Annotated in this window: 7 protein-coding genes; 3 read left to right on the forward strand and 4 right to left on the reverse strand. The window is 74.5% G+C overall.

Annotated elements, in window-relative coordinates; translation table 11 throughout:
- Positions 1-101 precede the first annotated feature (101 nt).
- On the reverse strand, positions 102-1,679 hold the full coding sequence (locus ACFIF2_RS33975; RefSeq protein ID WP_395577139.1) for an acyl-CoA carboxylase subunit beta: 1,578 nt from the start codon (positions 1,677-1,679) through the stop codon (positions 102-104).
- Between the two features lie 284 nt (positions 1,680-1,963).
- Between ACFIF2_RS33975 and ACFIF2_RS33980 the strand changes: the two genes are divergently transcribed.
- The 3 genes from ACFIF2_RS33980 (at position 1,964) to ACFIF2_RS33990 (ending at position 4,394) form a co-directional block, all read left to right on the forward strand.
- A complete protein-coding gene (locus ACFIF2_RS33980) occupies positions 1,964-2,725 on the forward strand; it encodes a thioesterase II family protein (protein WP_395577140.1) in 762 nt (253 codons plus the stop codon).
- An 87-nt stretch (positions 2,726-2,812) separates the two neighbouring features.
- Positions 2,813-3,613 carry an alpha/beta fold hydrolase gene (locus ACFIF2_RS33985; RefSeq protein WP_395577141.1) on the forward strand — a complete coding sequence of 267 codons (801 nt, stop codon included), beginning with the start codon at positions 2,813-2,815 and terminating at the stop codon, positions 3,611-3,613.
- A 4-nt stretch (positions 3,614-3,617) separates the two neighbouring features.
- Positions 3,618-4,394 (forward strand): MerR family transcriptional regulator, encoded by a 777-nt coding sequence (locus tag ACFIF2_RS33990; RefSeq protein WP_395577142.1) that lies wholly within the window; start codon positions 3,618-3,620, stop codon positions 4,392-4,394.
- A 127-nt stretch (positions 4,395-4,521) separates the two neighbouring features.
- Here the strand turns inward: ACFIF2_RS33990 and ACFIF2_RS33995 are convergent, their stop codons facing one another.
- From ACFIF2_RS33995 to ACFIF2_RS34005, 3 genes are all read right to left on the reverse strand, one after another.
- Positions 4,522-7,803 (reverse strand): amino acid adenylation domain-containing protein, encoded by a 3,282-nt coding sequence (locus tag ACFIF2_RS33995; RefSeq protein ID WP_395577143.1) that lies wholly within the window; start codon positions 7,801-7,803, stop codon positions 4,522-4,524.
- A gap of 171 nt (positions 7,804-7,974) precedes the next feature.
- Positions 7,975-11,139 (reverse strand): type I polyketide synthase, encoded by a 3,165-nt coding sequence (locus ACFIF2_RS34000; protein ID WP_395577144.1) that lies wholly within the window; start codon positions 11,137-11,139, stop codon positions 7,975-7,977.
- Positions 11,140-11,144: 5 nt separating this feature from the next.
- Positions 11,145-17,831 carry a type I polyketide synthase gene (locus ACFIF2_RS34005; protein WP_395577145.1) on the reverse strand — a complete coding sequence of 2,229 codons (6,687 nt, stop codon included), beginning with the start codon at positions 17,829-17,831 and terminating at the stop codon, positions 11,145-11,147.
- Between the last annotated feature and the right edge of the window lie 3 nt (positions 17,832-17,834).

Consider the following 17,834-nt stretch of genomic DNA (forward strand, 5'->3'; position numbering starts at 1 on the left):
TTCTTTGTCGACCGCCCCCACGATGGCGGGGGCGGTGGTTTCCACGGACATGAGTGTGTCGACTCCTGTCGTTGCTGGCCCGCGGGCGCGGGCCAGGCGCGTCACTGGGGCTGGTTGCCGTGCTTTCGTGAGGGGTGCGCCACGTGCTTGGTGCGCAGCACGGCGAGCGCGTCGATCAGTCGGATCCGGGTCTCGGCGGGGTCGATGACGTCGTCCACCAGGCCGCGTTCGGCGGCGTAGTACGGGTGCATGAGCCGGTCCCGGTACTCCTTGATGTACTGCTCGCGGGCGGCCTCGGGGTCGTCGGCGGCGGCGATCTCGCGCCGGAAGACGACGCCCGCGGCGCCCTCCGCACCCATCACCGCGATCTCGTTGCCGGGCCAGGCGAGCGACAGGTCGGAGCCGATGGAGCGGGAGTCCATGACGATGTAGGCGCCCCCGTAGGCCTTGCGCAGGATCAGCTGGATGCGGGGGACGGTGGCGTTGCAGTACGCGTAGAGGAGTTTCGCGCCGTGCCGGATGATGCCGCCGTGTTCCTGGTCGACGCCGGGCAGGAACCCGGGCACGTCCACCAGGGTCACGAGCGGGATGTTGAAGGAGTCGCACATCTGCACGAAGCGGGCCGCTTTCTCGCTGCCCTTGATGTCGAGGACCCCGGCGAGGGAGGCGGGCTGGTTGGCGACGATGCCGACGGTGTGGCCGTCCAGGCGGGCCAGGGCGCACACCATGTTGGGCGCCCAGGCCTCGTGGACCTCGAAGTAGTCGCCGGCGTCGACGAACTCCTCGATGACCCCGCGCATGTCGTAGGCGTGCCGGGGCTCGGACGGCACCAGGTCGTACAGGGCCGGGGTGAGCCGGTCGGGCCGGTCGGCGCAGGGCTGGGCCGGCGGCAGCTCGCGGTTGTTGGCGGGCAGGTAGGACAGCAGGTGGCGGACGTCGGCGAGGCAGCTCTCCTCGTCGTCGTAGGCGAAGTGGGCGACTCCGGAGCGGGTGGCGTGGGCGTCGGCGCCGCCCAGTGCGTCCTGGCTGATCCGTTCTCCGGTGACGGCCTTGACCACCTCCGGACCCGTGATGAACATCTGCGAGGTGCCGCGCACCATGAACACGAAGTCGGTGAGCGCCGGGGAGTAGGCCGCCCCGCCCGCGCAGGGGCCCATCATGACGCTGATCTGCGGGACGACGCCGGAGTTGCGGACGTTGCGCTGGAAGATCCCGCCGTAGCCGGCGAGCGCGGTCACGCCTTCCTGGATGCGGGCCCCGGCGCCGTCGCACAGGCCCACGATGGGGGCGCCGGCGGCGGCGGCCATGTCCATGATCTTGTGGATCTTCTCGGCGTGCGCCTCGCCGAGGGAGCCTCCGAAGATCCGGAAGTCGTGGGCGTACGCGAAGACGGTGCGTCCCCAGACCCGGCCCCAGCCGGTGACCACACCGTCGGTGTAGGGGCGCCGGTCCTCCAGGCCGAAGCCGGTCGCCCGGTGCCGGCGCAGCCCTTCGACCTCGGTGAAGCGGCCGTCGTCGAAGAGGAGTGCGAGCCGTTCGCGGGCGGTGAGCTTGCCCTTGGCGTGCTGGGCCGCGGTGGCCTTCTCCCCGGGCCCCTCCCGCACGGCGTCCCGTACGGCCTCGAGTTCGGCGACCGTGCCGCGGCGCCGCCCGACCGGCTTGTCGTCCAGGGCGGTCATGAGGTCCCCTTCCGGCCGTCGTCATGAACCACCGAGAAGCCTCTGTCACGTCGCTCGAAGCCGGATGGAGCGCGGGATGACGCCGGCCGGGCGGCTCTCCAGCGGTCCGCGAGCAGCCGTCGAGGGCGGGGCGCGACGCTCGGGTCGTGAGCTCCGGTGTGGACGGGCATGAGCCCTCGCGGGGCATCCGGTCGCCCGTCGGCGCCCCCACCCCCGTGGGCACCGGCGGGCCTTCCGCGCAGTGCCGGGCCGGTCGGCCGGCACGGACGAAGGGACACACCAACGTGAACAGCGAGTGGTTCCGGCGCTTCACCACGACCGCGGGAAACGGGCCGCGGCTCGTGTGCTTCCCGCACGCGGGGGGCTCCGCGACGGCGTACACGCAGCTCGCGCGCGCCCTGCCGGCGGACTTCGACGTGGTGGCGGTGCAGTACCCGGGGCGCCAGGACCGGTACGACGAGGCGCCGTTCACGTCCCTGGACCGGCTCGTCGGGGCGGTGGCCGAGGAGCTGGCCCGTGAGCTGGCCGCGGAACCCGGACGGCCGTACGCCCTGTTCGGGCACAGCATGGGGGCGCTCGTCGCCTTCGAGACGGCCCGGCGGCTGCGCACGGCCGGCCTGCCGGCCCCCGAGCGGCTGTTCCTGTCCGGCCGGGGCGCTCCGGACGTCGGGAAGAGCGCCCATTACGGCCGCTACGACGACGCCGACGTGCTGGCCGAGGTGCGCCGGCTGGGCGGTACCGACCAGGCCATGCTCGACAACCCCGACCTGCTGGAGCTGGTGCTGCCGGCGCTGCGGGCCGACTACCGGGCCCTCGCCTCGTACAGCTGGCGCGCGGGAGAGCCGCTCGCCACCTCGATCACCGCCCTGATCGGGGACCGCGACCCGATGGTGACGGTGCGGGAGGCCCGGACCTGGCGGGAGCACACCCGTGGTGACTTCGCCCTGAAGGTGTTCTCCGGCGGCCACTTCTACCTCGCCGACCACCTCCACCGGATAGCCGCGGTCGTCACCGAAGGGTGGCTCGCCGGTACCGCCGCCTCCTGAGCGCGCGGGGCGGCGGCCGGGCCCGGGGGCCCTGGCCGGATGTCGCCGGTTGACCCTGACCCTGGGTCAGGGTGGACGCTGACGTACATGACCACTTCCACCGCATCGTCCCGGACCGGCATGCTCCCCGTCGACGACACGGCCCTGTCCCTCACCGACACGCGCGGCCCCGGCGTTCCCGTCGTCTACCTGAACGGCTCGTACTGCGGCCACCGGCCCTGGCGGCCCGTGATCTCCGAACTCGGCGCCGACTGGCGGCACATCACGTACGACGAGCGGGCCCGCGGCCGGTCCAGGCGGTCGGCGGACTACTCCTTCGAAGCGTGTCTGCGCGACCTCGACGCCGTTCTCGGGGCGACCGGTGTGGACCGTCCGCTGCTCGTCGGGTGGTCCTACGGCGCGTCGCTGGCCGTCCACTGGGCGGACCGGAACCCGGACCGCGTCCTGGGGGTGGTGTCCGTGGACGGCGCCGTTCCGTACGGCATCACCGGCGAGGAGGCCCGCGCGCGGATCCGGCGCCTGTTCGGCCGGATGCGGCCGTTGCTGCCGCTGCTGCGGCCGTTCGGCCTGTCCGCGCGGATGAGCGCCGACCAGCATGCCGAGATCAACATCGAGATCAACGAGATCTGCGCCGCCCTCGGGCCGGTCCTCGACCGCGCGACCTACCCGGTACGGTACGTGCTGGCCACGGACGGCAACCTCGGCGGGGGCCGGGAGGAGATGGAGCGGATGCGGGCCTCGCTCGACCCGGTGCTCGCCCGGAACCCGCACCTGCGGGTCAGCGCGAAGGTCGCGAGCAACCACTCCCGCATTCTGCGCAAGGACTTCCGGGCCGTCGCCGAGGCGGTGCGCGAGATCGCCGCCACGCACGACCGAGGGGCCCGCTGAGCGGATGGTGTACGGACTGACGATCGGTCAGGCGGCGGCGTTCGCCGGTGTCACGGTGAAGGCCGTGCGGCACTACCACCGGCTCGGGCTGGTGGACGAACCGGACCGCGACAGCTCCGGTTACCGCCGGTACGGATCGTCCGACATGCTGCGGCTGGTCCAGGTCCGCACGCTCGCCGGCGCGGGGGTGCCGCTGGCCGAGGTCAGGGATCTGCTCGACGCCGGTCCCGAGCGGTTCGCCTCCGCCCTGGAGGACGTCGAGCGGCGGCTCAACGACCGGATCGAGGAGCTGATCGCGCGGCGGGCGGCGCTGCACCGGCTCGCCGCCGGCGACCGGCTCCTGCTGCCCGAGCGCGCCTGCACCGCCCTGGACCGGCTCGCCGAACTCGGCTTCAGCGCCGACTACGTGGCCCTGCAGCAGGAAGCCCTGGTCCTGGCCCGGGCCCTGGTCCCGGAGATCTTCGACAGCCTCGTGGTCCAGCTCGAACGCCAGCTCGCCCATCCTCGGTACATCGAGCTGATGAAGCTCTGCCAGGACGTCGAGTCCTGGGACCCGGACGATCCGCGGCTCGACGGGCTGGCGGCCGACCTGGCGGCCGAACTGCTGGCCGACCGCGAACTGCTGACGATGCCGGCCGAGTTCCGGGCCAGGCCCGACGCCGCCACCCGCTACGGGCTGATCAACCACCACCGGGAGGACCGGGCGCCGGCGGCTGCCCGGCTGACCGAGCTGCTCGAGGCGAACCTGCGCGCGGCGGGCGTCGACATCCCGTACCAGTGACGGGCCGCCCGGGCGGGGCGGCCGGGCAGGCCGGCGGGCGACCGGCCGGGATCTCCCGGCACCGGTCCCCCCGGCACCGGTGGCGGCCCGCGCCGCCGGTGCCTCGGGGTTCCGGTGCGGACGGCGATCAGAGGACCGCGCCCGCCTTCGTCCTCCTGCGCAGGGCCGGCTTGCGGGACTGGGCGAGGTCGCGCCACATGTCGGACAGGCCGGTGACGGTGCGCGCCGCGAACAGCCTGCGGATGGAGACCTCCTGGTCCAGCTCGGCCCGGATCAGGCCGACCAGCCGGATCGCCCGCAGCGAGTTGCCGCCGAGGTCGAAGAAGTCGTCGTCGATGCCCACCCGGTCGAGTTCGAGCACCTCGGCGAAGGCCTTGGCCAGGGCACGCTCGGTGTCGTTGCGCGGGGCGCGGTACGTCCCGTCGTCGAACCGGGGCTCGGGCAGCGCCGCCCGGTCGACCCTGCCCCCGGCCGTCTCCGGCAGGCGCTCCAGCACCGTGAACAGGGACGGCACCATGGACTCCGGCAGCCATCCCGCGGCGAAGCGGCGCAGTTCGTCGGCGGTGACGGTCCGGCCGGCCGCCGGGACCACGTAGGCGACCAGGCGCTGCTGGCCGGTGGCGTCCTCCCGGACGACCACGACGGACCGGGCGAGGCCGCTGTACTCGGACAGCACCTCCTCGACCTCGGCCAGCTCGACCCGCACGCCGCGCACGTCGGCCTGGGCGTCGGCGCGGGCCACGTAGTCGAGGCGGCCGTCGGTGCCCCAGCGCACCCGGTCCCCGGTCCGGTACATGAGCGCGCCGGGCGGACCGAACGGGCAGGGCACGAAGCGCTCGGCGGTGCGTCCGGGGCGTCCGGCGTAGCCGCGGGCCAGGCCGGGTCCGGCCACGTACAGCTCGCCGGTCACGCCGGCGGGGACCGGCGCCAGTCCCGGTCCCAGGACGTAGAGGGCGGTGTTGTCCATCGGGCGGCCGACCGCGTCGGCGTGGCGCACCGGTTCGCCGGCGGGCAGGCGGTGGCGGGCGGCGAACACGGCCGTCTCGGTCGGGCCGTGGCCGTGGACGATGGTCAGCCCGGGGCATGCCTCGCGGACCCGGCGCAGTGCCGCGGCGGACACGCGGTCGCCGCCGGTCCACACCTCGCGCAGCCCGGCGAGGCGCTCGGGGTGTCCCGCCGCGATCTGGGAGAAGAGGCCGGCGGGCAGCCACACGGTGGTGATGCCGTGCGCGGCGTGCGCCTCGGTCAGCGTGTCGGTGTCGAGCTGCCCCTCGGGGGCGACGACGACGCGGCCGCCGTTGAGCAGCGGCGCCCACACTTCGAGGGCGAGGGCGTCGGAGGTGTGCGGCGCGTGCCACAGCACGGTGCCGCGGCCGCCGTCCTTCCAGTGCCGGTCCAGGACGAAGCGGAGCATGTTCCGGTGGGTCAGCGCGACCGCCGTGTCCGCGTCGGTCGATCCGGAGCCGTGGAGCACGGCCAGCAGGTTGTCCGGGTGGGCGGGCGAGGGAGCCGGGGCCTCAAAGGTGCCGCCGTCGGCGGTGTCCGGGCGGAGGTCGTCGCACACGAGGGCGGGTACGTCGAGACCGGCGGGGAGGGTGCCGGCGGTCGCCGTGTCGGTGAGCAGGAGGCGTGCCGTGGCGGTGCCGGCCTGGGAGCGGATCCGCTCGGCCGGGGACGCCGGGTCGACGGGCAGGTAGGCTCCGCCGGCCTTCGCGACGGCCAGCAGGGCGGTGACCAGGCCGGCCGAGCGGGGCATCGCCACCGCCACGACCGTCTCGGGGCCGACGCCCCGCCTGCGCAGTTCCCCGGCGAGGCGGTCCGACCGCTCGTCCAGGTCCCGGTAGGTGAGGGCCGTGTCGCCGTGGACCAGGGCGACGGCGCCGGGGTCCCGCTCCGTCTGCCGGGCGAACAGGTCCGCGACCGTCGCCTCGGGCAGCGGCGCCTGGGTTTCGTTGGGCGCCCGGAGCACCTGGTGCCGTTCGGCGCCGGCGACCACGTCCAGGGCGCCGGCCGGCTGGGCGCCGGCGGTGACCGTGGCGCGGATGTGCGCGATCAGCTCCTCGCCGATGAAGCGCAGTTCGGCGCGGTGGTAGAGGTTGGCGGGGGCGTCGAGGCGGATGTAGAGGTCGCTGTCGGCGCTGCCGTCGGTGTAGACGCCGATCGACAGTTCCTCGAAGGTGCCGGTCGTCGCGCCGGAGTAGCGGGCCGGGCTGTCGCCGAAGCGGAGCGGCTCCACGAACTCGACGACGTTGATGACGGTACCGAAGCTGCCGCGGCCGCTCAGGACGGTGCCGGCGGCGCGCTGGATGTCCGAGTAGTGGCAGGCGGCGTGGTCGAAGATCTCGTACGTCTCGTCGACGAGGGTGTCGGCGATGTCGGTGAAGGTCGCGCCGAGGGGGACGGCGACGCGTACCGGCACCACGTTGACGGCCAGGCCGGGGGTCCTGCTGGCCACGCCGACGCGGTTGCCGACGGCGAGCGACAGGAGGAACTCGGGGCGGTCGCAGCGGTGCCGGAAGTAGACCGCGGCGGACGCGGTGAGCAGCTGCGACATCCACAGGCCCATGGACTTCGCGGTCTCGGTCCACGTGTCGGCCTCGGCCCGCGGGACGGTCAGGGTGCGGCTGACCATGCCGATGGTCTCGGCCACCTCCGACCAGCGGTCGGCGCTGCTGAGGGGTTCGGACAGCGCGGAGCGCCGCTCGTCGGACAGGGCGACGCGGGGGACCTGCGCGGGCGCCGGGGCGTCCTTGAGGTAGTCGCGCCAGAAGGCCGTGTCCTCGGTGAACCGCTGCGAGCCCCGGTACTCGACGGCCTCGGCCGCGAAGGACTCGACGTCCCACGGGTGGGGCAGCTCGGGAACCGGCTCGCCGCGCACCAGGGCCGTGTAGACCTCGGCGAGGCGCCGGGAGAGCAGGCCGCCCGCGCCGAACCCGTCGGATATGAGGTGGTGGTAGGCGATGACCAGGAGGGAGCGGTCGGCGGCGAGCCGGACCACGCCCAGCCGGAACAGCAGGTCCTGTCCCAGGTCGAACGGTTCGCGGACCAGGTCGGCGAGCGCGTCGCGGGCCGCCTGCTCGGGGTCGGCCTCGGCGCTGAGGTCGAGGTGGAAGGGCCGCCAGTCCCCCAGTTCCCGGGGTACGAGCCGCAGTTCGCCGTCGTGCTCGGCGAAGTTGACGCGGAGCACTTCCGCCTCGCCCATGACGTGCCGGAACGCGGACTCCATGACGGCCGCGTCCAGCTCCCCGTCCACATCCCACATGGTCAGCGCGTGATTCGGCGTGTCGGGAGCCATGTGCTGCGCCCGCCACATCCCTTCATGCGCAGACGACGCACCGAACGAAGGCACACAGATCAACCCCTCAGCAGACAGGCCCGGGTAACGGAAGAATTCACAGATCGCCCCCATCTTCCGGGGGGGTGTCGCAGCCGTACAAGACAACTCGGTGCCCGGCGGGACAGACCGCCGCGGGCCTCGCGGTGTCCCGCCGGCGGGACAGTCGCGCCGGACCGCCGGCGGGACGGTCCCGCCGGCGGTCCGGCGCCCCGGGGCTCGGGGTCCACCGTGTGGCGCGGTCGTTCAGCGGGTGCCGCGGCCCGCCAGCGAGGTGGTGACGTGCTCGGCGATCAGGCGGGGGGTCGGGTGCCGCAGCACCATGTTCGCCCGCAGCTTGAGGCCGGTGGAGGCGGTGAGGCGCTTGCTCAGCTCCGCCGAGAGCATCGAGTCGAAGCCGATCTTCAGGACCTCCTCGTCGGGGTCGACGACCTGGTCGGCGGAGTGCCCGAGGACGACGGCGACCCGCTCCAGGACGTGGTCGAGGACGAGGGCGCGCGCGTCGTCGTCGCCCAGACCGGCGATCCGGTCCGCCAGCGGGACGAGCGTGTCGTCGTCGGCGGCGGGGGGCTGCTCCGTCGCGGACAGCTGCGCGGTGGGCGCGGTGTGCGCGGGGTCCGGGTTCAGCCAGTACCGCCGCCGCTGGAACGCGTACGTCGGCAGGTCCACCCGCCGGCGGGTGGTGAACAGGGCGGACCAGTCGACGGACCCGCCGTGGACGTGGAGCTGGGCCAGCGAGCCGAGAACGGTCTCCACCTCGTCGCGGTCCCGTCGCGTCGACGACAGGACCAGCGTGTCGGCCACGTCCTCGACGGTCTCCTGCACCGGGACGGTCAGCACGGGGTGCGGGCTCATCTCCACGAACACCCGGAAGCCGTCCTCGGCCAGCCGCCGCACGGACGTCTCGAAGACGACCTTCTCGCGCAGGTTGTCGTACCAGTAGCCGGCGTCCAGCCGCGCGGTGTCGGTCTTCTCGCCGTACAGGGTCGAGTAGAAGGGCAGCTTCGAGGTGGTGGGGCGCACGCCGGACAGCGCGGCGGTCACCTGGTCGCGGACCCGGGTCACGTGGTGGGAGTGGGAGGCGTAGTCGACGGATATCCGGCGGGCCTGGGCGCCGTCGGCCTTCATCTTCTCGACGAACTCGTCGAGCGCGTCCGGTTCGCCGGAGACCACCACGGAGCGGGGGCCGTTGACGACGGCGACGCTGATCCTCCCCTCCCACGGGGCGAGGCGCTGCTCCACGACGTCGGCGGACTCGGCGACCGAGGCCATGCCGCCGTGGCCGTTCAGGTCCACGAGGGCCTTGCTGCGCAGCGCGACGACCCGGGTGGCGTCCCGCAGGGACAGCGCGCCGCTCACGTACGCGGCGGCGATCTCGCCCTGGCTGTGGCCGACCACCGCGGCCGGCTCCACGCCCCAGGACCGCCACAGGGCGGCCATGGACACCATCACGGAGAACAGCGCGGGCTGGACCACGTCCACCCGGTCCAGGTCCGGTGCCCCCTGCGTGCCGCGCACCACGTCGAGCAGCGACCAGTCGACCCATTCGGCGAGGGCGCCGGCGCACGCGTCGAGGGACTCGGCGAAGACCGGGAAGGCGTCGTACAGCTGCCGGCCCATGCCCACCCACTGCGAGCCCTGGCCGGGGAACACGAAGGCGACCGGGCCCGTCGCGGCGGCGGCGACGCCGCTCACCACGGCGGTGGACTCCGCGCCGTCACCGAGCGCGGTCAGGCCGTTCAGCAGTTCGTCCTGGTCGCGGCCGAGCACCACCGCGCGGTGTTCGAACGCCGTCCGGCCGGACACCAGGGACCAGCCGGCGCCGGCGAGGTCCAGGTCGGTGCCGGCGGCGGCGAGGTCGCGGAGCCTGCCCGCCTGTGCGCGCAGGGCCGCCGCGCTGCGGCCCGACACCACCCACGGCACGAGTCCGCCGACGACGCCCGATCCGGGGCCGTCCGCGTCCGCACGCTCCTGGTCCGTCCGCTCCCCCTCCGCCCGCTCCTCGGGCGGTCCCTCCTCCAGGACGACGTGCGCGTTGGTGCCGCTGACGCCGAAGGAGGACACACCGGCCCGCCGGGGAGCGTCGGCGCGGGTCCACTCGCGGCCCTCGACGAGCAGTTCGACGTCACCGGAGGACCAGTCGACGTGCGAGGTGGGCGCGTCCACGTGCAGGGTCTTGGGGAGGTAGCCGTGGCGCAGGGCCATCACGGTCTTGATGACGCCGCCGACACCGGCGGCGGCCATGGCGTGCCCGAGGTTCGACTTCAGGGACCCCAGCCACAGCGGCCGGTCCTCGGCCCGGCCCTGCCCGTAGGCGGCGAGCACCGCGCCCGCCTCGATGGGATCGCCGAGGACGGTTCCGGTGCCGTGGGCCTCGACCAGGTCGACCTCGGAGGGTGCGACGCCGGCGTTGGCCAGTGCCTTGCGGATCACCTTCTCCTGGGCGCGGCCGTTGGGGGCGGTCAGGCCGTTGCTGGCCCCGTCCTGGTTGACGGCGCTGCCGCGCACCACGGCCAGCACCGGGTGCCCGTTGCGGCGGGCGTCGGACAGCCGCTCCAGCAGCAGGACGCCCACGCCCTCGGCCCAGCCGGTGCCGTCGGCGCCGTCGGCGAAGGCCTTGCAGCGGCCGCCCGCCGACAGGGCGCCCAGCCGGGAGAACTCCACGAACATCGCGGGCGTCGAGATGACCGACGCGCCGCCCGCCAGCGCGAGGGAGCACTCCCCCGAGCGCAGGGACTGCACTGCCATGTGCAGGGCCACCAGGGACGACGAGCACGCCGTGTCCACGGACACCGCGGGCCCCGTCAGGCCCAGTTGGTAGGCGACCCGGCCGGAGGCGACGCTGAGCGCGCTCCCGTACAGCAGGTAGCCCTCCAGCTCCTCGGGGCTGTTGTCCAGGAAGCGCCAGCCGTACTCGGAGGAGCTGACGCCGGAGAAGACGCCGACGTCGGAGCCGCGCACCTCGGCGGGGACGATGCCGGCCCGTTCGAAGACCTCCCAGGACGTCTCAAGCAGCAGGCGGTGGTGCGGGTCGACCGCCAGCGCCTCGCGGGGGCTGATGCCGAAGAACTCGGCGTCGAAGCCCGCCACGTCGCTCAGGAACCCGCCCTGGCGGGTGTGCGAGTGGCCGGCGGCGTCGGGATCGGGGTCGTACACGTCGCGCCAGCCGCGGTCCTTCGGGAAGTCGTCCACGACGTCCAGGCCGCCGCGCACCACGCCCCACAGGTCCTCGGGCGAGGACACGCCGCCCGGGTAGCGGCACGCCATGGCGACCACGGCGATGGGCTCGCCGCGGCCGGCCTTCATGGCCTCGTTCTCCTGCCGGAGGCGGTCGCGCTCCTCCAGCAGTGTGCGGAGCGCCCGCTGGACCCGGTCCGCGCCGTCCGCTGTGCGATCCGCGGAGTTGGTCATGTCTCTTACCTCTTCTCGTCCAAGGCCAGGTCGACCAGTGCTTCCAGATCCAGGTCGGTCAGTTCGTCCACGCCCGCGTCCGCGTCCATGTCCGCGTCCGGGTACGCCGCGCGCGTGCCGTCGTCCGCCGGGTGCGGGGTGTCCGCGCAGGCCAGGACCAGGTCCAGGAGACCGGCGGCGCGCAGGCTGTCGACCGACACGTTCCGCAGCGCTTCCCGGATCCGCGCGTCCTCGTCGCCGTCCCCGTTCCCGTTCCCGTCCGCGTCCGTGCCGGTGGCCGGGGCCGGGCGCAGCAGCTCCCACAGGTGCTCGCTCAGTTCGCGGGGGGTCGGGTAGCTGAAGACGAGGGTGGTCGGCAGGCGCAGGCCGGTCGAGGAGGCCAGGCGGTTGCACAGTTCGACGGAGGTCAGCGAGTCGAACCCGAGCTGGGTGAAGGCCTGGTCGACGTTGACGACCGCGCCGGAGGGGTGTCCGAGCACGACGGCGACCTGGTCGCGGACCCAGTCGAGGACGGCGGCCTGGGCCTCGTCGGCGGGCAGGGCGGCCAGCCGGTCGGCCAGGCCCCGGGAGCCGGCGTCCCCGCCGGTGTTCGTCCGGTCGCGGCGCGGGCGGCCGCCTTCGGTGAGGTCGCGCAGCAGCGGCGGCACGTCGTCGCCGGTCCTGCCGCGCAGCGCGGCGACGTCCACCCGGGCCGGCACGAGGACCGGCTTGTCGAGGGCGCACGCCGCGTCGAACAGGGCCAGTGCCTCGGGGGTCGGCATCGGGGCGATGCCCATCCGCCGCAGCCGGGAGAGGTCGGCCTGGTCCAGGTCCCCGGTCATGCCGCTGCTCTGTTCCCACCAGCCCCAGCACAGCGAGGTGCCGGGCAGGCCGGACGCCCTGCGTCGCGCCGCCAGGCCGTCCAGGAAGGCGTTGGCGGCGGCGTAGTTGGCCTGTCCGGCGGTGCCGAGGGTGCCGGCGAGGGCGGAGAACTGGACGAACGCCGACAGGGGGCGGTCCCGGGTCAGTTCGTGCAGGTTGAGCGCGCCGCGGGCCTTGGCGGCCAGGACGTGGTCGAGGCTCTCGGCGGTCAGCGACTCCACGGTGCCGTCGGCCAGGGTGCCGGCCGCGTGGACGACGGCCGTCAGCGGGTGGCGGGGCGGCATGTCGGCGAGCAGGGCGGCCACGGCGGCCGGGTCCGCGACGTCGCAGGCCGCGACGCGGACGGTGGCGCCCGCGCCCTCCAGGTCCGCGACCAGTTCGGTGACGCCGTCGGCCGCCGCGCCCCGGCGGCCGGCCAGGACGAGGCTGCGTACGCCGCGTTCGGCGACGAGGTGCCGCGCCACGACCGAGCCGACGCCGCCGGTTCCGCCGGTGACCAGCACCGTGCCGCCGCCGAGGGTGTCGCCGATCTCCAGGACGAGCTTGCCGACGTGCCGGCCCTGGCTCATCTCGCGGAACGTGGCGCGCGCGTCGCGGATGTGCCGGACGGCGATCGGGCTCAGCCGCACCCGTCCGTCGGCGAACAGGGCCATGACCTCCTGGAACATGGCGTGGATCGTGTCCGGGCCGGACGCGTAGAGGTCGAAGGCCCGGTACGCGACGCCGGGGTGGCCGGCCGCCACCCGCTGGGGGTCGCGGATGTCGGTCTTGCCCATCTCCAGGAACGTGCCGCCGCCGGGCAGCAGGGTCAGGGAGGCGTCGACGAACTCGTGCGCGAGGGAGTTGAGGACGACGTCCACGCCGCGCCCGCCGGTGGACTCCAGGAACTTCCCGGCGAACTCCAGGTCGCGCGAGGACGCCAGGTGCGCGTCGTCGATGCCCAGGGCGCGCAGGGCGGGCCACTTGGCCGGGCTGGCGGTGGCGTAGACCTCGGCGCCGACGTGCCGGGCGAGCTGGACGGCTGCCATGCCGACGCCGCCGGCCGCGGCGTGGACGAGGATCCGCTGTCCCTTCTTCAGTTCGGTGGCGCGGAAGAGCGCGTAGTAGGCGGTGAGGAAGGTGCACGGCATGGACGCGGCCTCGGCGTAGCTCCAGCCGTCGGGGACGGGTACGAGCATGCGGTGGTCGGCGACGGCCACGGGGCCGAAGGCGCCGGAGAAGATGCCGGTCACCCGGTCGCCCGGCGCGAAGCCGGTCACGTCGTCGGCGACTTCGAGGACGACTCCGGCGCCCTCGCTGCCGAGCCCGGCGTCGATGGCCGTCCGGTCGATCAGGCCGAGGGCGATGGTGACGTCGCGGAAGTTGAGCCCGGCGGCGTGCACGGCGATGCGGACCTGCCCGCCGGTCAGGGGCTCGTCCACCTCGGGGCAGGGCACCCAGGTCAGGTTCTCCAGGGTTCCCTTGTTCGGGATGCCGAGGCGGTGGGCGCCGTCGGCCGGCGGCTCGATGCGGTGGTCCGCGGGCGCGGCCTGCGCGAGGCGCGGGACGAGGGGCGCGCCGTCGCGCAGGGCGAGCTGGTCCTCGGGGAGGGCGAGGGCGTCCGCGAGGCGGGCCCGGGAGGTCTCCTCGTCGTCGATGTCCAGCAGCCGGAACCTGCCGGGGTGCTCGGTCTGGGCGGAGCGGACCAGGCCCCACACGGACGCGCCGGGCAGGCTCTCGACGCTCTCCCCCGTGCCGGCGTCCTGGGCCAGGCGGGTGAGGACGACCAGGGTGGAGTCGGCGAGCGGTTCCTCGGCGAGGAAGCACTGGAGGAGGGCGAGGACGTGCTTGTCGGCCTCCGCTGCCGCCGTGAGCGCATCGGGGCCGGTGAGCGGGTCGGGGGCGCCGGTGAGCGGGTCGGGGGCGTCGGTGACGATGTCGTCCAGGCACAGGACGAGGTGCCGGGGCGCCTGTCCCGTGAGGACCTCGTCGAGGGACTCGTGCAGGCGGACGTGTCCGTCGCCGGCCGCGGCGAGGCGGGCGGCCTGTCCGTCCTTCGCGCCGAGTACGTCCCACGTCCCGCGCCGGGTCTCGCCCTCGCCCTGCCGGGCCGGCCGCCACTGCGGTTCGTACAGCGACCGCTGCTGTCCACCGTGCGCCGCGTGCACCTGCTCGGCGCTGGCGGGGCGGAACGTCAGCGCCTCGACGTGCGCGACGCGGCGGCCGCGCTCGTCGGCGAGCGTCAGGGACACGACGCCCTCGGTCGCGGCGTGGAGCCGGACGCGGACGGTCGTGCCGCTCGCGGCGGGCGCGTGGACGCCGGACCACGCGAAAGGCATCCAGCCCTGCCCGCCGGTCACCGGGACGGCCCCGCCGGCCACGGCCGCGTGCAGGACGGTGTCCATCAGCGCCGGGTGCAGGGCGAACCCGGCGCCGGCCGCCTCGGCGCTCTCGGGCAGGGCGGCGAGGGCGAACAGGTCGTCGCCGCGGCGCCAGACCTCGCGCAGCCCGCGGAACGCCGGGCCGTAGTCGAAGCCGGCGTCGGCGAAGGAGTCGTAGAGGTCGTCGATGCCGATCCGCTCCGCCCCGGCCGGGGGCCACGCGGCGAGCGCGGGTCCCTCCTCGGTTCCGGCGGCCGGCGTGTCGGGTGACAGGGTTCCCGCCGCGTGGCGGGTCCAGCCGCCCTCGGCCGGGCCGTCCTCGCCGGGACGTGCGTACACCTCCAGGGAGCGGCGGCCGGTCTCGTCCGCCGCTCCGACGACGACCCGTACGCGCACGTCGCCGGTGTCGGGCAGGATCAGGGGGACCGCCAGGGTCAGTTCCTCGACCGTGCCGCACCCGACGTGCTCGCCCGCCGACAGCGCCAGGTCCAGGTAGGCGGTGGCCGGGACGACGACCGCGCCGAACACGGTGTGGTCGGCGATCCAGTCGTGCGTCCGCAGGGACCACAGGTCGGTGAAGACCACCTCGTCGGTGCCGGGGTGCTCCACCACGGCGCTCAGGAGGGGGTGGCCGGGGGCCGACAGGCCGGCCGAGGTGACGTCCGCGGAGCGCTGTCCGGCAAGGAAGTCCATCCAGTACCGCTGCCGCTGGAACGCGTACGTCGGGAGGTCGACCGGCGGGCGCGGCCCGAACAGGGCCGCCCAGTCCACCGGCACGCCCCGCACGTGGAGCCCGGCGAGGGCGCCGGTCAGCGCGTCGGCCGGCCCCCGGCCCTTGCGGGACGTGGAGAGGACCACCGCGTCGTCGACGCCCTGGCCGGCGAAGGCGTCCTTGACGAGGCCGGCGAGTGTCGAGCCCGGACCGACCTCGACGAAGACGTCCGCCCCCGCCTCGCGGGCCCGCTCCACGGCGTCGTGGAAGCGGACGGGCTCGCGCACGTGCCGCACCCAGTGCTCGACGGTCGTCAGTTCCTCGAAGGTGGCCTCGCGGCCCAGGCGCGTCGAGACGATCGGGATCGACAGCCCGCCGTCGGCGGGCAGCGCGCCGACCGCCTGGGCGAACTCGTCCAGGACCGGGTCCATGAGCGGGGAGTGGAAGGCGTGGTCGACCGGCAGCAGCTTCGCGGACCTGCCGTCGGCGACGAGCCGGTCGCGCAGGTCGTGGACCTCGTCGCGCAGTCCCGCGAGGACCACCGACTCGGGCCCGTTGACGACGGCGAGACCGACCCGGGTGTACGGGGCGAGGAGCGCCTCGGCCTCGGCGAGGGGGGCGCGTACGGCGAGCATGGCGCCGGGCTCGGTGACGGCCTGCATGACGCGTCCGCGGGCGGCGACGAGCCGGGTCGCGGTGTCGAGGCCGAGGACGCCGGAGACGTGGGCGGCGGCGATCTCGCCGACGGAGTGGCCGATCAGGCGGTCCGGCTCCGGGGTGTACCGGGTGAGGAGCCGGTACAGGGCGACCTGGAGGGCGAACAGCGCCGGCTGCATGACGTCGGTGCGTCCGCGGCCCTCGGGCTCGTCGGCGAGGAGCAGGGGCTTCAGGGCGAAGGGGAGGTGGGCGTCGAAGTGCCGGCAGACCTCGTCGAGGGTCCGCGCGAAGACGGGGAAGGTGTCGTACAGCTCCCGCGCCACGCCGGTCCACTGGGCGCCCTGGCCCGGGAACAGGAAGACGCGTTCGCCGGGTTCGCCGGCCTCGCCCCGTACGACGGCGGGGGATTCGTCGCCGTCGGCGAGGGCCGTGAGGGCGTTCAGGAGGTCGTCGCGGTCGCGGCCCACGGCCACCGCGCGGTGCTCGAACGACGTCCGGGTCGTCACCAGGGACGCGCCGATGTCGGCGGGGTCCGCGTCGGGATCGGCGGCGACGAACGCGCGCAGCTTGTCCGCCTGCGCGCGCAGCGCCTGCGGCGAGCGCGCGGACAGCACCCACGGCACGGGGCCGCCGGTGGCGGCCGGCGCGGGGTCGGTGGTGGCGGCCTGCTGCCCGGACCCGTCGGTGCCGGCGGCCGGTCCGGGCTCCGGCTCGGGTGCCTCTTCGAGGATGAGGTGGGCGTTGGTGCCGCTCGCTCCGAAGCTGGAGACGCCGGCCCGGCGGGGGCGGCCGGGGGTACCGGGCCACTCCCTGGCCTCGGTCAGCAGTTCCACCGCGCCGGCCGTCCAGTCCACGTGGGTAGAGGGGCGGTCCACGTGCAGCGTACGGGGCAGGACGCCGTGCCGCATCGCCATGATCATCTTGATGATGCCGCCGACCCCGGCGGCAGCCTGCGTGTGCCCAATGTTCGACTTCAGCGAACCCAGCCACAGCGGCTTGTCCGCGTCCCGGTCCTGCCCGTAGGTGGCGAGCAGCGCCTGCGCCTCGATGGGGTCGCCGAGCGTGGTGCCGGTGCCGTGGGCCTCCACCGCGTCCACGTCGGCCGCCTGGAGCCGGGCGTTGGCCAGCGCCGCCCGGATGACGCGCTGCTGGGACGGCCCGTTCGGCGCGGTCAGGCCGTTGGAGGCGCCGTCCTGGTTGACGGCCGAGCCGCGGATGAGCGCCCAGATCCGGCGCCCGTTGCGCCGTGCGTCCGACAGGCGCTCCAGGACCAGCATGCCGACGCCCTCGGCGAAGCCGGTGCCGTCGGCCGCGTCGGCGAACGCCTTGCAGCGTCCGTCGGCGGACAGGCCCCGCTGCCGCGAGAACTCCCGGAACACCTGCGGCATGCCCACGACGGTGACGCCGCCGGCCAGGGCCAGGCCGCATTCGCCCTGCCGCAGCGACTGCACCGCCTGGTGCACCGCGACCAGCGAGGACGAGCACGCGGTGTCGGTGGACACGGCCGGGCCCTCCAGGCCCAGCGTGTACGACACCCGGCCCGAGGCCACGCTCAGCAGTGAACCGGTCTGCGCGTAGCCCGAGATGGCCTCGGGGGTGGTGAAGTGGTTGCCGTAGCCGAAGTAGGCGAGGCCGGCGAACACGCCGGTGTCGCTGCCGCGCAGCTTCTCCGGGTCGATGCCGGCCCGCTCCAGGGACTCCCACGAGGTCTCCAGCAGCAGCCGCTGCTGCGGGTCGGCGGCCAGCGCCTCGCGCGGGTTGATGCCGAAGAAGTCGGCGTCGAAGTCGCCCGCGTCGTGGAGGAAGCCGCCCGAGCGGGCATAGCAGCTGTTGGGCCGGTCGGGGTCCGGGTCGTACAGGTTCTCTAGGTCCCAGTGGCGGTCGTCGGGGAAGTCCGACATGGCGTCCGCGCCCGTCCGCACCAGCTCCCACAGCGCCTCGGGGGACGCGGCGCCGCCCGGGAAGCGGCAGGCGACGCCCACGACGGCGATGGGTTCGGCGGCGGCGTCGGTCACCTCCTGGAGGCGCTTGCGCGTCTCGAGCAGCTCGATCGATGTCCGCTTCAGGTACTCGAGAACATCGGCGTTGTTGTCGTTGGTCATCGT

Source organism: Streptomyces sp. BK79, from assembly GCF_044142145.1.
Taxonomy (GTDB): Bacteria; Actinomycetota; Actinomycetes; order Streptomycetales; family Streptomycetaceae; genus Streptomyces.

Excerpts from the sequence above, each read along its gene's own strand:
- ACFIF2_RS33975 (WP_395577139.1), bottom strand. The coding sequence starts at position 1,679 with ATGACCGCCCTGGACGACAAGCCGGTCGGGCGGCGCCGCGGCACGGTC.
- ACFIF2_RS33985 (WP_395577141.1), top strand. The coding sequence starts at position 2,813 with ATGACCACTTCCACCGCATCGTCCCGGACCGGCATGCTCCCCGTCGAC.
- ACFIF2_RS33990 (WP_395577142.1), top strand. The coding sequence starts at position 3,618 with ATGGTGTACGGACTGACGATCGGTCAGGCGGCGGCGTTCGCCGGTGTC.
- ACFIF2_RS33995 (WP_395577143.1), bottom strand. The coding sequence starts at position 7,803 with ATGGGGGCGATCTGTGAATTCTTCCGTTACCCGGGCCTGTCTGCTGAG.
- ACFIF2_RS34000 (WP_395577144.1), bottom strand. The coding sequence starts at position 11,139 with ATGACCAACTCCGCGGATCGCACAGCGGACGGCGCGGACCGGGTCCAG.
- ACFIF2_RS34005 (WP_395577145.1), bottom strand. The coding sequence starts at position 17,831 with ATGACCAACGACAACAACGCCGATGTTCTCGAGTACCTGAAGCGGACA.